The organism is Klebsiella sp. GL120222-02, assembly GCF_003097195.1.
Lineage (GTDB): Bacteria > Pseudomonadota > Gammaproteobacteria > Enterobacterales > Enterobacteriaceae > Klebsiella > Klebsiella variicola.
Window position 1 is genome coordinate 34,502 of the sequence record NZ_QEQO01000006.1, and the last position, 16,769, is coordinate 51,270.

Consider the following 16,769-nt stretch of genomic DNA (forward strand, 5'->3'; position numbering starts at 1 on the left):
TCAGCCTTGCCAGCCAGCAACAAGGCAGAGTAGTGGATAATGTGTATAGTTGATTCCAGCCTGTTTGCCGAAAAGGAACCCGACATGTTGACCCCTTTTTCCGTTTTGATGCCCGCAAATATTCGTTTTGGCCGTGGTCAGGCCCTGAGCGCTGCCCCCTGGCTGGCGCAGCAGGGCGGCCCCATTCTGCTGGTGCATGGCGCCAGCCCGCAGCGGGCGGCGTTTCTGCGCCATCAGCTGGAGGCGCTGCAGCTGGAGGTCACGATGCTGGCGATAAGCCGCGAACCCTGGCTTATCGATATCGAGCAGGGCGTCCAGCTGGCGCGCGAGAAAGGCGTCCGGGCAGTGGTCAGCCTCGGCGGCGGCGCGGTGATTGACGCCGGTAAGGCGATTGCGGCGCTGGTCCCCGCCGCCGGCCCGCTGGTCGACTATCTGGAGGTGGTGGGAACGGGTCGTCAGCTGGAAGCCAGTCCGCTGCCGTTCGTGGCGATCCCGACCACCGCCGGGACGGGCGCGGAGGTCACCAAAAATGCGGTGATCAACGTCCCGGAACAACAGCGGAAAGTGAGCCTGCGCGACGACCGAATGCTGCCTGACCTGGCGATTGTCGACCCGGCGCTGACCGACAACGCGCCGCGGAGCATCACCCTGAGCTCCGGCCTCGATGCCCTGACCCAGGTGATCGAGCCCTGGCTCTGCAGCCGGGCCACTCCCTTCACCGATGCCCTCTGCCAGCAGGCGATCCCGCGGGGCATCCGCGCGCTGAAAATTCTGATGGAACAAGAGTGTCCGACCAGCCGCGACGAGATGGCCTGGGTCAGCCTGTGCGGCGGACTGGCGCTGGCGAACGCCGGGCTGGGAGTGATCCACGGCCTCGCCGGCCCGCTGGGCGGCCTGAGCCGCGCCTCGCACGGTGCTTTATGCGGCAGCCTGCTGCCGTTTGGCCTGGCGCTCAATGAGTCGCAGATAAGCGACCCTGCCCTGCGCCAGCGCTTCAACGACGTTCGCCGCTGGCTGGCCGACGGGCTGGACGTCCCTGTGGATCGTGTCTGGGACAGTCTGCGGGAATGGAGCCATCGCGCCGGCCTTGGCACCCTGCGCGACCTCGGCGTAGCGCGCGATGCGCTGGAACCGGCGGCGCTGGCCGCCAGCACCTCCTCATCAATGAAGGCCAATCCGGTCAGCCTGAGCGGCGAACAGCTGCTGGAGATGCTGGAGGCGGCGTGGGAGTGAGCGCCCCGGGATAAAATTTTGTTGCATAATGAATGCTCCGAATTTCATCTGTGCCAGGATGTACAATTTTTAATTACTTATCAACAGCATACTTTAAAATGACAGCTTTTCTTCTCGGCGGAAAAGCGTGATCTCACGCACAGTTTGCTTCACACTCACCGAAGCGACTGTCTACGCTTAATAGACAAGGCCGGGTATGCCCGGCCCCGAACTCACGCTATCCGGAGGTCCGTATCGCTATGTTCAGCCAGAAATTACGCCACGTTGAAGACGACGAGTTAAGGATCGACATCGATCCCTGCTACGAAGCCGATCCGTACGAATTAAAGCTGGATGAGATGATAGACGCTGAACCGGAGCCTGAGGTGATCGAGGGGCTTCCGGCGTCCGATGCCCTTACCCCGGCGGATCGCTATCTTGAGCTGTTTACCAACGTGCAGAAATCACGCATCTTTGCCGACAGCAAAACCTTCCCCGACTGCGCGCCGAAACACGATCCGCTGGACATCCTGCGCAACTACCGCAAGGTCAAACGTCAGCCCGACTTCGACCTGCGACAGTTCGTGGAAGACAACTTCTGGCTGCCGGAGAACCAGACCGACGTCTACACCTCGGACCCCAGCCTGACGCTGAAAGAGCACATCGATAAGCTGTGGCCGGTGCTGACCCGCGAGCCTCAGGATCATATCCCCTGGTCGTCGCTACTGGCGCTGCCGCAGGCCTATATTGTGCCTGGCGGTCGCTTTAGCGAAACCTATTACTGGGACTCTTATTTCACCATGCTGGGGCTGGCGGAGAGCGGCCGGGAAGATCTGCTGAAATGCATGGCCGATAACTTTGCCTGGCTGATTGAAACCTACGGTCACATTCCGAACGGCAACCGCACCTACTACCTCAGCCGATCGCAGCCGCCGGTGTTTGCCCTGATGGTCGAACTCTTTGAAGAGGATGGCGTGCGCGGCGCGAAGCGCTATCTGGACCATCTGAAGATGGAGCACGCCTTCTGGATGGACGGCGCCGAGTCGTTGATCCCGCACCAGGCGTATCGCCACGTGGTGCGTATGCCGGATGGCTCCCTGCTCAATCGCTACTGGGACGACCGGGACACGCCGCGGGATGAGTCCTGGCGCGAGGACGTGGAGACCGCCCGACACTCCGGGCGGCCCGCCAATGAAGTGTACCGCGACCTGCGGGCGGGCGCCGCGTCCGGCTGGGACTACTCCAGCCGCTGGCTGCGGGATATCACGCGGCTGGCCAGCATCCGCACGACGCAGTTTATCCCCATCGACCTGAACGCCTTCCTGTTCAAGCTGGAGACGACCATCGCCAATCTCTCCGGCCTGAAGGGCGATCGCGAGACAGAGGCGGCCTTCCGCCAGAAGGCTCAGGATCGGCGGGCGGCGGTCAACCGCTATCTGTGGGATGATGAGAACGGCTGTTTCCGCGATTATGACTGGCGCCGTGAACAGCTGGCGCTGTTTTCCGCGGCCAGCATCGTCACTCTTTACGTCGGCCTGGCGACTCACGAGCAGGCAGAACGCCTTGCCGATGCGGTGCGGGCCCGCCTGCTCACCCCCGGGGGGATCATGGCCACCGAATATGAAAGCGGTGAGCAGTGGGATAAACCTAACGGCTGGGCGCCGCTGCAGTGGATGGCGATCCAGGGATTTAAACGTTACGGCCAGGATCCGCTGGGGGATGAGATTGCCTGGAGCTGGCTGCAGACGGTCAATCACTTTTACAAGCAGCATCACAAGCTGATTGAGAAATACCATATTGCCACCGGCGTCCCGCATGAGGGTGGCGGCGGGGAGTATCCCCTGCAGGATGGCTTTGGCTGGACCAACGGCGTGGTGCGCCGACTGATTGGCCTGTACGGTGAGCCAACCTAGTCGGGCTGTTCCCGGCGGCTTTCTCCTGCTATGTTCAGAGGATTCGCCCTGCCCGGAATGACGCTTATGCCTGAACTCCTGACGCCGCGCCTGCGCTGCTCACCGCTGCAGCTTGACGACTGGTCGTTTTTTCTTTCCCTGCAGCAGGATCCGCAGGTCATGCTTTACGTCGCCGATCCCCGGCCGCAGGCGGCCATCCGCGAGGCGTTCGATTCGCGGCTGCCGCCGTGGGCGCCGGGGGATGAACACTGGCTGTGCCTGGTGGTGCGCGACAGGCTCACCCATACCCCGCTCGGCCTGACCGGTTACCAGCATCATCAGCGCGAGATTGCCGAGGTCGGCTTTCTCTTCGCTCCGGCGGCGCAGGGCCGGGGCTACGGCTACGAATCGCTGCGCGCGCTGTGCGACTACGCCTTTACCACCGGCGGCGTCCGCCGCCTGACCGCCAGCGTCACCGCCGGCAACGAGGCGTCTAAGCAGTTGTTGCTCAAAGCCGGCTTCCGGCTGGAGGGGGAGCTGCGGGAGAACTACTGGCTGAACGGGCGCTGGCACAATGACTGGCTGTTCGGTCGGCTGCGTGGGGAGGGCGATGCGCCGTAGCGCACCGCCCGGCGTCAGTCTGGCTCAGAGGAACATCCCGCCCGAGACTTCCACGCGCTGCGCGTTCATCCACGCCAGCTCATCGCTGAGCAGGGCGGCGATGGCGTCGCCGATATCATCCGGCAGCCCGACGCGCCCCAGCGCGGTCTGGGCGGCGATATGCCGATTCACCTCGGCGTTATCGCGCACCACGCCGCCGCCAAAGTCGGTCTCGATGGCTCCCGGCGCAATGATATTCACCGAAATACCGCGCCCGCCCAGCTCTTTCGCCTGATAGCGGGTCAGGACCTCCATCGCCCCCTTCATCGCGGCGTAGGCCGCATAGCCCGGCAGGGCAAAGCGCGCCAGGCCGCTGGAAACGTTGAGGATCCGTCCCCCGTCCTGCAGGAGGGGCAGCAGCCGCTGGGTCAGGAAAAATGGCCCTTTGAACTGGATGTTCATCAGCTCGTCAAACTGCGCTTCGCTGGTCTCGGCGAAGGGGACGTTAAGGCCGATCCCGGCGTTGTTCAGTAAATAATCAAAGGTGGTTCGCCCCCACTTCTGCGCCAGCACCTGCGCCACCTCGCTGGCGAAAGCGTCAAAACTTGAGATATCCCCGACGTTCAGCGCTAATGCTGCCGCTTTGACCCCTTTTTGCTCAATCTCCGCTACCACGTCGAGGGCCGCCTGGCGGTTGCTGTGGTAAGTCAGAAGAATATCGGTTCCCTTCGCCGCCAGCTTCAACGCGGCGTTTTTACCCAGACCGCGGCTGCCGCCGGTCACTAAAGCGATACGTTGTGTCATCAGAAAACCCCTTTCAGGTTGCGTTGTGATTGTGTTCTAGCTTATTAACTGCCAGTGAAACAATAAATACGCTACATTACGTTTTACTGTTTCATTCATAACAACAATAGGCGATCGGCATGGATAAAATTCATGCAATGCAGTTATTCATTCGCGTAGCGGATCTGGAGAGTTTTTCCCGCGCCGCCGAGACCCTGGCGCTGCCGAAAGGCAGCGTCTCGCGGCAGATTCAGGCCCTGGAAAGCCATCTTGGCGTGCGGCTCCTGCACCGCACTACCCGCCGGGTTCAGCTCACCCAGGATGGGATGGTCTACTATGAACGGGCAAAGGATCTGCTGAGCAACCTCGATGAACTGGACGGCATGTTCCAGCACGATCCGGCGAGCATCAGCGGCCGGCTGCGGGTGGATATGCCGGTCGGTTTTGCTAAAAAACTGGTGATCCCTCATCTGCCGACTTTTTTACAGCAGTATCCGGGCATCGAACTGGAGCTGAGCAGCAGCGACCGGCTGGTGGACGTGATCCGCGAGGGGTTTGACTGCGTGGTACGCGTCGGCGCGCTCAAAGACTCAGGGCTTATCGCCCGCCCACTGGGCAAGCTGACGCAAATTAACTGCGCCAGCCCGGACTACCTTGCGCGATTTGGCTATCCGCAATCCCTTGAGGATCTGGCGGATCATGCCCTGATCCACTACGCCAGCACCCTCGGGGTCCGTCCCCCCGGCTTTGAGGTGGTGATCGATGGCGCGGTGCGCTGGGTAAAAACCGGCGGCATATTGACAGTCAACAGTACGGAAACCTATCAGGCAGCCTGTATCGCCGGGCTGGGGATCATTCAGGTGCCGCGTACCGGCGTGCGCGAGGCGTTACGCGCCGGCGACCTGACGGAGATCCTGCCCCAGTACCGCGCCGAGCCGCTGCCGGTCTCGCTTATCTACCCCCATCGGCGCAATCTCTCCCGTCGCGTACATCTGTTTATGGAGTGGCTGGGCGGGTTGATGAAAGATTATGTCGATTGATCCCCGCGGATGGTGAACGGGTGGCGGGTAGATGCGTTCCTGCAGGATACGCCTTTTAAGGTATACTTTTTGCTGAATCTCGCGGTAAAAAAGGAAGAAATCACGTATGACGCCGGAAAACGACGATCGACGCCCACCACAGGAACCGGACACGCAGCCGGAGAAAAACAAAAGCCCCCTCGACGCTCTCAATGACACGGCCGTCGGGCAAAAAGCCAGCCAGGCGCTGAAGACCGTCACCGGAACGGCGGCCAAAGTGCAGCGCAATCCGGTGATCGCCCACTTACTGCGCGCCGCAGAACGTTTCAATGACCGGCTGGGCAATCAGTTCGGCGCGGCCATCACCTACTTCTCGTTCCTGTCGATGATCCCAATCCTGATGGTCTCTTTTGCCGCCGCCGGTTTCGTGCTGGCCTGGCACCCGACCCTGCTGCAGGACATTTTCGACAAGATTCTGCAAAACGTCAGCGACCCGACGCTGGCGGCGACGTTGAAAAACACCATCAACACCGCGGTGCAGCAGCGCACCGCCGTCGGTCTGGTCGGCCTGCTGGTCGCCCTCTATTCCGGTATTAACTGGATGGGCAATTTGCGCGAAGCGATCCGCGCCCAGTCGCGCGACGTCTGGGAGCGCCGGCCGCAGGACGAAGAGAAAATCTGGATAAAATACTTCCGCGATCTTATCTCGCTGATCGGTCTGCTGGTGGCGCTGATTATTACGCTGTCCATCACTTCTGTCGCGGGTTCCGCCCAGCAGTTGATTATCTCCGCGCTGTATCTCGACAACATTGAATGGCTGAAGCCCGCCTGGCGGCTGATCGGCCTCGCCATCTCGATTTTTGCCAACTATCTGCTCTTTTTCTGGATCTTCTGGCGGCTGCCGCGCCATCGTCCGCGGCGCAAAGCCCTGTTTCGCGGCACGCTTATCGCGGCGATTGGCTTTGAAATCATCAAAATCGTCATGACCTGGACGCTGCCGGCGCTGGTGAAATCCCCCTCCGGGGCGGCGTTCGGTTCGGTGCTGGGGCTGATGGCTTTTTTCTATTTCTTTGCCCGCCTGACGCTATTCTGCGCCGCATGGATCGCCACCGCGGAGTATAAAGACGACCGGCGGATGCCTGGCAAAACCCACCGTTAACGCATTGCGAGGATGAATTGAAGAGGCAAAATTCATCCTCGCGCTTTATTTCAGTAGATAAATCCACCCATTAACTTTTATTTAACCAAAAACTGGTTTTATCCTCTATCTTTTTAATTGTGTGAAGCATTTCATAGAACCATTTTTACTGGTGTAAAAATTATCCGCTTTTTGCCTGTTTTTTGCCCACTTTCCACGTTTGTTACAGATTGAAATGTCCCTGTGGCTGTGGCTATATGGCTTTTCGTTCGCGCAAAAATAAGAAAGATCTATGCAAGCCACAGCCACCACACTCGAAAACTCGCAGGAAACCGCCCCGGTCAATTCACGCAACAAAGTCGTTGTCGCCTCGCTCATTGGCACCGCCATTGAGTTTTTCGACTTCTACATCTATGCCACTGCCGCGGTCATCGTCTTCCCGCATATCTTTTTCCCGCAGGGCGATGCCGCCGCGGCCACCCTGCAGTCGCTGGCCACCTTCGCCATCGCCTTCGTCGCCCGGCCGATCGGCTCCGCGCTGTTTGGCCACTTTGGCGATCGCGTCGGCCGCAAGGTCACTCTCGTGGCCTCGCTGTTAACCATGGGGATCTCCACCGTGGTGATCGGCCTGCTGCCCGGCTATGAAAGCATTGGCATTGTCGCGCCGATGCTGCTGGCGCTGGCGCGCTTCGGTCAGGGGCTTGGCCTCGGAGGGGAATGGGGCGGCGCAGCGCTGCTGGCAACGGAAAACGCCCCGGCGCGCAAGCGCGCCCTGTACGGCTCCTTCCCGCAGCTGGGCGCGCCGATCGGCTTCTTCTTCGCCAACGGCACCTTCCTGCTGCTCTCCTGGCTGTTAACCGATCAGCAGTTTATGGAGTGGGGCTGGCGCGTGCCGTTTATCTTCTCCGCGGTGCTGGTGATCATCGGTCTGTACGTGCGCGTCTCGCTGCACGAAACGCCGGTCTTCGCCAAAGTGGCAGCGGCGAAAAAACAGGTCAAAATCCCACTGGGTACCCTGTTGACCAAACACGTCCGCGTGACGGTGCTGGGCACCTTCATCATGCTGGCAACCTATACCCTGTTCTACATCATGACCGTCTACTCGATGACCTTCAGCACCGGCGCCGCGCCGAATGGCCTGGGCCTGCCGCGTAACGAAGTGCTGTGGATGCTGATGATGGCGGTGATTGGCTTCGGCGTGATGGTGCCTGTCGCCGGCCTGCTGGCGGACGCCTTTGGCCGTCGCAAGAGCATGATTGTCATCACCACGATGATTATTTTTTTCGCCCTGTTCGCTTTTAAACCGCTGCTGGGTTCCGGTAACCCGCTGCTGGTCTTCGCCTTCCTGCTGCTGGGCTTAAGCCTGATGGGACTGACTTTTGGCCCGATGGGCGCGCTGCTCCCGGAGCTGTTCCCGACGGAGGTGCGCTACACCGGCGCGTCGTTCTCCTATAACGTGTCGTCGATTCTCGGCGCCTCGGTCGCGCCGTACATTGCCGCCTGGCTGCAGGGCAACTACGGCCTGGCGGCGGTCGGCACCTATCTGGCGGCGATGGCGGCGCTGACGCTGATCGCCCTGCTGCTGACCCACGAGACCCGCCACCAGTCGTTGTGATCCTTCGCCCTGACGCCGCTGGCGTCAGGGCTCTCCCCTACTTTTTCATCTGCGACAAAATGGTCCGGCACTGGTTGCTATCGCCCTCCGCCGGGGAGATCAGCGCCAGCAGCGCGGCAGCCGGCGTCACCAGGGTCGCCAGCGCCGCCGCTACCGCGCCGCGGACAATTAGCGGCCCGGCCTTCACTCCCGCCTGCGGCGATTTAAAGGTGCCCCGTACATACAGCGGTGAACGCAGGGTGATCACCCGGAAGCCTTTGCTTTCCGGATCGATGGTCAGGTCCAGCTGCTCGGAGGCGAAGCTGGCGGTTCCGGTCACATTGATCAGCGCGTTTTCCGTATCGAAGGCAAAAATCTGCGGCCGGGCGACGCCGTTGGTCACGTCGATATTGGCCGCCGCACAGTTCACCCGAACTTCCTCATCACCAAAAATCTGGCCGATCAGGTAGTTGCCGACGTTAAGACCGAGAATTTCCATCAGGTTACGACTGATCAGGCCGTCGTTCATCAGCAGTTTCAGGTTGCCATTACTGTTGCCGAGCAGGGCCGCCACCGAGTTGCCGCTGCCGCGCAGCTGAACATCGCCATTCATCTCGCCGAGGGTTTTCTGCATCATCTCGACGTTCGGCATCAGCGCCTTCAGCTTCAGGCGTCGCGCCTGCAGATTGGCCTCACCCTGTAGCGGCTTTTTATCGCCCTGCAAGTGTACGCTGCCGGCAATCGACCCGTTGGCCAGGCCAAAGCGCACCGGCTGCAGGCGCAGGTCGCCATCTTCCAGGATCACATGGGTCGACAGATCGCTGATCGGCAGGGTGCCGCCGTGCTCAATTCTCCGGCCCTTAAAGCGTACATCGGCATCCATCACCTGCCATTTATCGGTTTCAAAACGGTCTGCCGGCAGCACTTTACCCGCCGGCTGCGGTCGGTCGCCCGCCTGGCGCGCAGCGCCTTTCTTCGTCCCTTTGCCGGAATCGACGCCGATTAACGGCCCGAGATCCGCCAGCCGCAGCTGCTTCGACTCCATATCGCCGCTGAGTTTCGGCCGCGGTTTGCCGGTGGTATAGGTGAGGGAGCCATGAATGTCGCTATCGCCGATCCGACCATTAAAATCCTGGTAGTCAAAACGCATGCGGTTTTTCTGCTTAAAGTCGGCGCGCAGGCGGCCATCGGTAGAGAACGATGGCGTCTCCGGCAGCAGCACACCGGTCAGGTCGTAGAGATCGCGCAGCGAGTCGCCGGCGAATTTCAGCCGCAGGTCAATACCGCCGACGTTGAGCGGGTCGCTGACCGTGCCGCTGAATGCCACCCGGGTGTTGCCGGAGTGGAAGTCGCCCTGCAGCGGGAAAGGCGTGCTTGCGCTGCGCAGGGCCAGCATGCCGCCGATTTTACCGTTACCGGTGACCGGCTGGTCCTTGTAGCGGCCCTTCAGCGACAGGCCAAAGACGTAATCGCCCACTTTCGCCGCGCTATGCTGATCCTTCGTGCCGGTCACTTCGCTGAACGGCAGCGGTTTGCCGAGGGGATCGACAAGGATGGTGATATCGCTGCGGGTGATCTTGTCATCAATGGCGATAGTCCCGCGGTCAAAGAGAATATTATCGAGGCGAAAGGACCAGCTGGAGGGCGCGCTGTCGCCCGACGTACGCTGATCGCCAGCCAGCTGAAAGGTCCAGTTATTATTGTCTTCCGCCAGGCGGATCAGCCGCACGTCGGGCTGTTCCAGCTTGATCCACGGCAGGTACACCGTTTTGCTCAGCAGCGCCAGCGGGGCGAGGGTCGCCTCCACCCGCGGCAGGTGGATCATGGTCACCTGGGGGATGGCCGGCGGGTTGCCCAGCACGATATCTTCCGCGTGCACATGGGGCCACGGGATCCAGCTGCGCCAGCCGCGCTCGTCCGGCTGCCGCTCCCAGACCACGCCGAGATCGCCGCGGATGGCGAACGGGCGGTTAAGTTCGGCGGACACTTTCTGATTGATCGTCGGCTTCAGCCGGTTCCAGTCAAAGGTGGCCAGCACGATAAAGAAGAGAACGATCAGCAACAGTATCGTTCCTGTGATGATAACCAACGTTTTACGGGTTCTGCTCATCCCTACTCCGCTCCTTTTGCATCACGTCAGTCCTGAATATAGTCAAAACGCGGCGTTTATCCTGGAAATGCGCTTTTCGTCACATTACGCGCGTCAGGTCAAAAAAATAATGGAACGATGTTTTAATATGATTGACCAGCAAAACAGCGCAGCGCACACTAGCGCTTATATCGATTCCATTGCAGGTTCTGGCTATGTCTAAAAAAATTGCCGTTATTGGCGAATGCATGATTGAGCTGTCAGAGAAGAACGGGGCCGTTAACCGCGGCTTTGGCGGCGATACCTTAAACACCTCGGTCTATATCGCGCGGCAGACCGATGCCAGCGCACTGAGCGTCCACTATGTCACCGCGCTGGGAACCGATGCGTTCAGCCAGCAGATGCTCGACAGCTGGCAGCAGGAAAACGTCAACACCGATCTTATCCAGCGGATGGCCGACCGCCTGCCGGGGCTGTATTACATTGAAACCGATGACACCGGCGAGCGCACCTTCTACTACTGGCGCAACGAGGCGGCGGCAAAGTTCTGGCTGGAGAGCGATCGCGCGGCGGCGATTTGCGAAGAGCTGGCCACTTTCGACTATCTCTATCTGAGCGGCATCAGTCTCGCCATTCTCAGCCCAGCCAGCCGCGACAAGCTGTTCACGCTGCTGCGTGAGTGCCGCGCCAACGGCGGCAAGGTGATCTTCGACAACAACTATCGTCCACGCCTGTGGGCCAGCCAGGCGGAGACGCAGCAGGTCTATCAGGAGATGCTTGCCTGCACCGATATCGCGTTTCTGACGCTCGATGATGAAGACGCGCTGTGGGGGGAAAAACCGGTTGCTGAGGTGATCGCCCGCACGCATGCCGCCGGCGTGGAAGAGGTGGTGGTGAAGCGCGGGGCGGATGCCTGCCTGGTCTCGGTTAGCGGGCAACCGCTACAGGAAGTGCCGGCTGTCAGGCTGGCCAAAGAGAAGGTGGTGGATACCACCGCCGCCGGAGACTCCTTCAGCGCCGGCTACCTGGCCGTTCGCCTGACCGGCGGCGATGCAGAATCCGCCGCCAAACGCGGACACCTGACCGCCAGCACGGTGATCCAGTATCGCGGGGCGATCATCCCGCGGGAAGCGATGCCGCAGTAATTCTCCGCAGGAAGCGCTCTCCGGCCGCCGCTGGCGCGCCGGAGAGGCGTTAGTTACTGCCCTGGCGGGATGTCGCTGGCCTCGCTGTGGGCATCAACTGTATCAGCGCTGCCGCTGACCGCCGCGGCCGCCGGATTCGGCGCCATCAGTTTTTCCCACGTGGCCTGCAGCTCCTTCATGTTGTATTCCGGTTCGCCTTTCGGCTGCTGTAGCACCAGCGCCATATCCTGGGACAGCTGCTGACGCAGGTACTGATTCAGCATGTCTACCGTCAGGGAGTTGAGGAACTCCTGGCGCAGCTTCTGATACTGCTCCGGCGCGATATCCACCACCTGATTCTGCAGGGAGCGCATGCGCTGGCTCATCAGAATATCGGTGTCAGTGCGCGCATAGGTGGCAAACAGCCTCTGCAGCTCGAGGCTTTTCTGGGCGATAAGCGCGTCAAACTCCTCCTGCGGCAGGCCGTTGTCCCGCACTTTCGCCAGCTCGCGCGAGACCACGCTCAGGTTGTTGTTCAGACGCTCGCCCGGCGATTCGATGTTGATCGCGCACTGCGCGCGCTGATAGAGCACCCGGCAGTCAAAGCCAAGACCAATATCCTTCACGTTATTTTTGCTCAGGCTCTGCTGCACGTGCCAGAACAGCGCTTCGCGGGCGAGGTCGTCGCGCCAGTAGCGCTGCAGCGCCGCGGAGTCGCGGATTGGCTGCCAGGGCGCATCCCACATGATGGACAGTTTGTCCTGACGCACCGCGCTGGTCATGATGCTGACCGGCACGGTAGGCAGTGGCGATAAGGTCGGCACCGCCGCGGGCGTTTCCCGCTTGCCCTTCAGATCGCCGAAGGTTTTGCTGATTTGCTCAGCGACGCTGCGGCTGTCGACGTTACCGACCACAATCAGCGTCATGGCGTCGGGGGTGTACCATTTATGATAAAAGTCTTTCAGCTGCGCCACGTCTATCGGCTGCTTCAGCGGCGCGGCAGGATCATGGCCCAGCATGGTGGACCCTTTCAGGCGGTAGCGCCACCAGCCCTCTTTGGTATCCAGCGGCCACGTCGCCACCATGTCGCTGCCCTGCAGCGCATGATTGATCGATTCAGGCGTAATGGTCAGCTTACCGCTGGCGTCCGCCAGCCAGCTCAGCGCCTCTTTCAGCAGATCGTTGCGGTTATTGGGCAGACTGAGATTAAACATTGTGTAATCGTAGGAGACGATGGCCGGCGGCAGAGGACGCTTCGGGTCAATACTCTGCTGCCATAAAGAGCGCGCCTGCATCGTCGGCAGGCTGCCGCTTTGCGTCAACGCCAGGCGAGGAACAAAGCGGCTGAAACCACTCTGCTGAGTGCTTTCGCTCAGCGAGCCAATATTCACGGACAGACGGACTTCAATACGGTCGCTGGGACGCTGCGGCGTGGCCAGCACCTGCCACGTCAAACCATTCGCTAAGGTCCCTTGTTGCCAGGCCGGATCAGGCTGGAGCGCTTCTGCCTGCACATAACCGGCCGCCGCTACCATCAGCAAACCGCCCGTTAAGAGTTTAATTGTTGTGCCCTGCATGTGAACCCCTGATGAACATTCCTGGTTACAACAGCACCCCACTGACGGGCTGCCGAAAAAAAGTGAGAGTGAAATACGTCGGTTAGACCACACGGAGACGAAAATGTCGCATGACAACGCAAAATAATCATTTCGTGTCATTTCCGCCAAGCGGAAATGACCTCTAATTATGCGCAGGAGCCCGTACTCCAGCAAGGGAGTACGGGCCTAAGAGGAGGATTTAAGAGGATAATTCGTGCGATTTGTTCGCTGGAACACGGTTATTCAGAACATCATCCATCTGTTTGGCATCGAGTTCTTTGACCCATTTAGCCACCACCACCGTAGCGACGCCGTTACCCACCAGGTTGGTCAGCGCACGGGCTTCGGACATAAAGCGGTCGATACCGAGGATCAGCGCCAGGCCCGCCACCGGCAAATGCCCGACGGCGGAGATGGTCGCCGCCAGCACGATGAAGCCGCTGCCGGTCACCCCCGCCGCCCCTTTCGAGGAGAGCAGCAGCACCACCAGCAGGGTGATCTGATGGAAAATATCCATATGGCTGTTGGTCGCCTGGGCGATAAAGACCGCGGCCATCGTCAGGTAGATGGAGGTGCCATCGAGGTTGAACGAATAGCCGGTCGGGATCACGAGGCCCACCACCGATTTGCGGCAGCCCAGCTTCTCCATCTTGTCGAGCATTCTCGGCAGCGCTGATTCTGACGAGGAGGTTCCCAGCACAATCAGCAGCTCCTCACGGATATAGCGGATAAATTTGAAGATGCTGAAGCCGGTAGCCCGGGCGATACTCCCCAGCACCACCACCACGAACAGAATACAGGTGATGTAGAAGCAGATGATCAGCTGCCCCAACTGCACCAGGGTGCCGACGCCATATTTACCGATGGTAAAGGCCATGGCCCCGAAAGCGCCAATCGGCGCCAGGCGCATGATCATATTGATGATGCCGAAGATAACCTGGGAGAAGCTTTCAATGACGTTGAAAATCAGCTGGCCCTTGCTGCCCAGACGGTGCAGGGCAAAACCAAACAGGACGGCGAACAGCAGCACCTGCAGAATGTTGCCGCTGGCGAAGGCGCCAATGACGCTGCCCGGGATCACATCCAGTAAAAAGGCCACCACCCCCTGGTCTTTCGCCTGCTCAGCGTACACCGCCACCGCTTTCGCATCGAGCGTTGACGGGTCGACGTTCATCCCGGCGCCAGGCTGCACCACGTTGACGATAATCAGACCGATAATCAGCGCGATGGTGCTGACCACTTCGAAATAGAGCAGCGCCACCGCCCCGGTACGGCCGACGGCTTTCATGCTTTCCATCCCGGCGATCCCCGTCACGACGGTACAGAAGATAACCGGAGCAATCACCATTTTAATCAGCTTAACGAAGGCGTCGCCGAAGGGTTTCATTTGCGCGCCCAGTTCCGGGTAAAAATGGCCCAGCAGAATACCGATCGCTATGGCCGTCAGAACCTGGACATAGAGGCTTTTAAAGATAGAGGTTTTCATAGGGTGTCCTTTGGGAATAACCACAGAGCAAGAAGGGATATTTGACGTCTGTGGCTTAAAAATAACACCCTGGAAACATTTCAGAAATAACTAACGCCGAAAGTGCAACGCAATTGTTAAAATCTTTGAGCTGACTCGCACAAGTCAACAAAACATTTACAAATTTTCATCCTCACGAACCGGGGAGAGATAGCGCGCGCTGAATGCCTCCAGCGGCAAAGCGCAACCGAACAGATGGCCCTGGAGCACCTCGACGCCCGCGGCTTGCAACCAGCGGTACTGGGCGTCGTTCTCCACCCCTTCCGCCACGATACGCAGCGACAGGCCGCGCGCGAGCTGGATCATCGCCGGCACCATGCTGACATCCTCCGGCAGCATATCGATGAATACTTTATCGATTTTCAGAATATCCACCGGCAGAGCTTTCATCTGCTGCAGCTGGTGCAACCCGGCATAACCCATGCCAAAATCATCCAGCGCAATCTGTACCCCGGCCTCGCGCAGCGGTCGCAACCGCGCCATCACATCCTGCGGATCGTCCATCCGGCAGCTCTCCGTCACCTCGAGGATGAGGGTGCCAGGGGCGATACGGTAGCGGGCGATCAGCTTTAGCATCTCCTCGCCACGGTCGTGTTCCAGCAGCTGGAGCAGGGAAACATTGACCGACAGCGGCAGCATAATCCCCTGGCTTTGCCAGGCCGCCAGCTGGCGGCAGGCCTCTTCCATCACCCAGTAGCCGACCGGGATAATCAGCCCGCAGGACTCAATGCGCTCAATCAGCGACGGCGGTAGCGACCAGCTGCCATCCGCCTGCCGCTGGCGCAGCAGCACTTCGGCGCCGCAGATCTCGCCGCTGGCGCAGGCCACCTGCGGCTGCAGCCAGATAGCGAACTGCTGGTTGTCGAGGGCGGTAATAATGTCGTGCTCTTCCATCAGACGGCGCTGAGCCTTTTCCATCTGCTCGGGATCGAAGAACTCAATCTGGTTTTTGCCTTTACGTCGTGCGGTGACGGCAGCCGACACCGCGCGCCGGTAAAACTGCTCGGCGCTGAGCCCGGCGTGGAACATGGCGATCCCGACGCTGGCGTAGGGCCGCAGCTGCAGCCCATGCAGCGGCAAACGCTCATTAATAATAGTGAGCACTTGCTTACTTAACGTCACCGCCTGCCACGGTTCGGCAAGGCCATCGGCGAGAATCGCGAAGTCATACCCGCTCACCTGAGCCAGCACCATTTGCGGCGGAATGGCGGCTCGCAGCTTCTCCACCAGCGTCAGGAGCAGCATTTCGCGCTGGCTCTCCTTGAGGACCCCGGCGGCATCCTGCAGGGTTTCGCAGGCGACGACGATTAGCGCGGCGCTCTGGGGGCGGGCCACCGTCTGCTCCAGCATCGCCAGCAAAAAGGCTTTATTCGGCAGCTCTGAGACCGGGAAGCGGGTCGACTGGATGGACAGTTCATCATGCTGGCGCACCAGGCTCTGCTGGTTGCGGTTATAGCTGCGCACCAGCATACCGATCTCGTCGTCATGGTGCAGGCGCGGGAGCGTTAGCTGATGGCCGAGACGATCCTGCTGGGAGAGATCGTTCAGCTCGCGGGCGATACGCCGCAGGGGGCGCACCATCAGCCGGTTGATGCACCAGGTAAGCGCCACCGTCAGCATCAGCACCAAAAGTAAGTAAGCCGTCACTAACGTAGCAAGGGCGCTCATGACGAATTTATACATGCGGTATGAATCCGCCTGCAGCACGAGATAGGCCAGCGGCTGGGGGTTAGCCGGCCGTTCCAGTGAATAAATAGGCAGCGAAATCTGCACCGGCAGCTCAAACAGCCGGGTGACGGTCACCGGCACCGGCCGCTCGGGGATAAATCGCATCCGCAGCGCCTGGAACTGGTTCGGCAACACCACATCCGCCCGGCTGACGATGCCAGCAGGCTGGATACGGCTTAAAATGGCTTCCGCTTCCGGAATATCGGCTTTCAGAATAGCCGCAGACAGCGGTTCGCGAACGGATCGCGCGATACTTTCTAACTGCGTGGCCGTGGTAAAGCGACTCTGTTGCACAAAGTGAAACAGCAAAATAGTGCAAAAAACCAATACAAAGGCCATGGACACGCTCGCGACCATCGCCATCTGTTTGATTGTAAGTGAACGGCTGACGCGCAACGGTGTTCTCCACTGATACTGAATGCATACCCGGTATCAATCCTTCAATGCCGGTCGTTTCAGGCTGATTA

The 16,769-nt window shown here is 60.1% G+C and carries 12 protein-coding genes; 7 read left to right on the top strand and 5 right to left on the bottom strand.

The genetic code is table 11. The features are described from left to right. Positions 1–84: 84 nt before the first annotated feature. From N438_RS17845 to N438_RS17855, 3 genes are all read left to right on the top strand, one after another. A complete protein-coding gene (locus N438_RS17845) occupies positions 85–1,233 on the top strand; it encodes an iron-containing alcohol dehydrogenase (RefSeq protein WP_116696395.1) in 1,149 nt (382 codons plus the stop codon). Positions 1,234–1,472: 239 nt separating this feature from the next. Then, a complete protein-coding gene (locus N438_RS17850) occupies positions 1,473–3,125 on the top strand; it encodes an alpha,alpha-trehalase (RefSeq protein ID WP_008806929.1) in 1,653 nt (550 codons plus the stop codon). A 66-nt stretch (positions 3,126–3,191) separates the two neighbouring features. Then, positions 3,192–3,725, top strand: a complete 534-nt coding sequence (locus N438_RS17855; protein ID WP_012967100.1) for a GNAT family protein — start codon at positions 3,192–3,194, stop codon at positions 3,723–3,725. A gap of 24 nt (positions 3,726–3,749) precedes the next feature. On the opposite strand, the gene N438_RS17860 is transcribed toward N438_RS17855, so the two are convergent. Further along, positions 3,750–4,508, bottom strand: a complete 759-nt coding sequence (locus N438_RS17860; RefSeq protein WP_012967099.1) for an SDR family oxidoreductase — start codon at positions 4,506–4,508, stop codon at positions 3,750–3,752. 119 nt (positions 4,509–4,627) lie between these two features. Here N438_RS17860 and N438_RS17865 point away from each other — a divergent pair, with 119 nt between their 5' ends. From N438_RS17865 to N438_RS17875, 3 genes are all read left to right on the top strand, one after another. After that, positions 4,628–5,527, top strand: coding sequence for a LysR family transcriptional regulator (locus N438_RS17865; protein WP_022065187.1), 900 nt, complete (start codon positions 4,628–4,630; stop codon positions 5,525–5,527). Between the two features lie 106 nt (positions 5,528–5,633). Continuing rightward, a complete protein-coding gene (gene yhjD, locus N438_RS17870; RefSeq protein WP_008806925.1) occupies positions 5,634–6,665 on the top strand; it encodes an inner membrane protein YhjD in 1,032 nt (343 codons plus the stop codon). A 271-nt stretch (positions 6,666–6,936) separates the two neighbouring features. Continuing rightward, the gene (locus N438_RS17875) at positions 6,937–8,259 is read left to right on the top strand and encodes an MFS transporter (RefSeq protein WP_116696396.1); all 1,323 of its coding nucleotides are present in this window, start codon (positions 6,937–6,939) and stop codon (positions 8,257–8,259) included. A 37-nt stretch (positions 8,260–8,296) separates the two neighbouring features. Here N438_RS17875 and N438_RS17880 read toward each other — a convergent pair whose 3' ends face one another. Continuing rightward, positions 8,297–10,348: an AsmA family protein gene (locus tag N438_RS17880; protein ID WP_023340806.1), complete on the bottom strand. Its 2,052-nt coding sequence runs from the start codon at positions 10,346–10,348 to the stop codon at positions 8,297–8,299. A gap of 194 nt (positions 10,349–10,542) precedes the next feature. Between N438_RS17880 and N438_RS17890 the strand changes: the two genes are divergently transcribed. After that, entirely contained in the window at positions 10,543–11,472 is a 930-nt protein-coding gene (locus N438_RS17890) for a sugar kinase (RefSeq protein ID WP_012967094.1), read from the top strand. A gap of 53 nt (positions 11,473–11,525) precedes the next feature. On the opposite strand, the gene N438_RS17895 is transcribed toward N438_RS17890, so the two are convergent. The 3 genes from N438_RS17895 to hmsP form a co-directional block, all read right to left on the bottom strand. Then, on the bottom strand, positions 11,526–13,028 hold the full coding sequence (locus N438_RS17895) for a pitrilysin family protein (protein ID WP_008806921.1): 1,503 nt from the start codon (positions 13,026–13,028) through the stop codon (positions 11,526–11,528). Between the two features lie 220 nt (positions 13,029–13,248). Further along, positions 13,249–14,535, bottom strand: coding sequence for a dicarboxylate/amino acid:cation symporter (locus N438_RS17900; protein WP_008806920.1), 1,287 nt, complete (start codon positions 14,533–14,535; stop codon positions 13,249–13,251). Between the two features lie 156 nt (positions 14,536–14,691). Beyond that, entirely contained in the window at positions 14,692–16,698 is a 2,007-nt protein-coding gene (gene hmsP, locus N438_RS17910) for a biofilm formation regulator HmsP (protein ID WP_008806919.1), read from the bottom strand. Positions 16,699–16,769 lie beyond the last annotated feature (71 nt).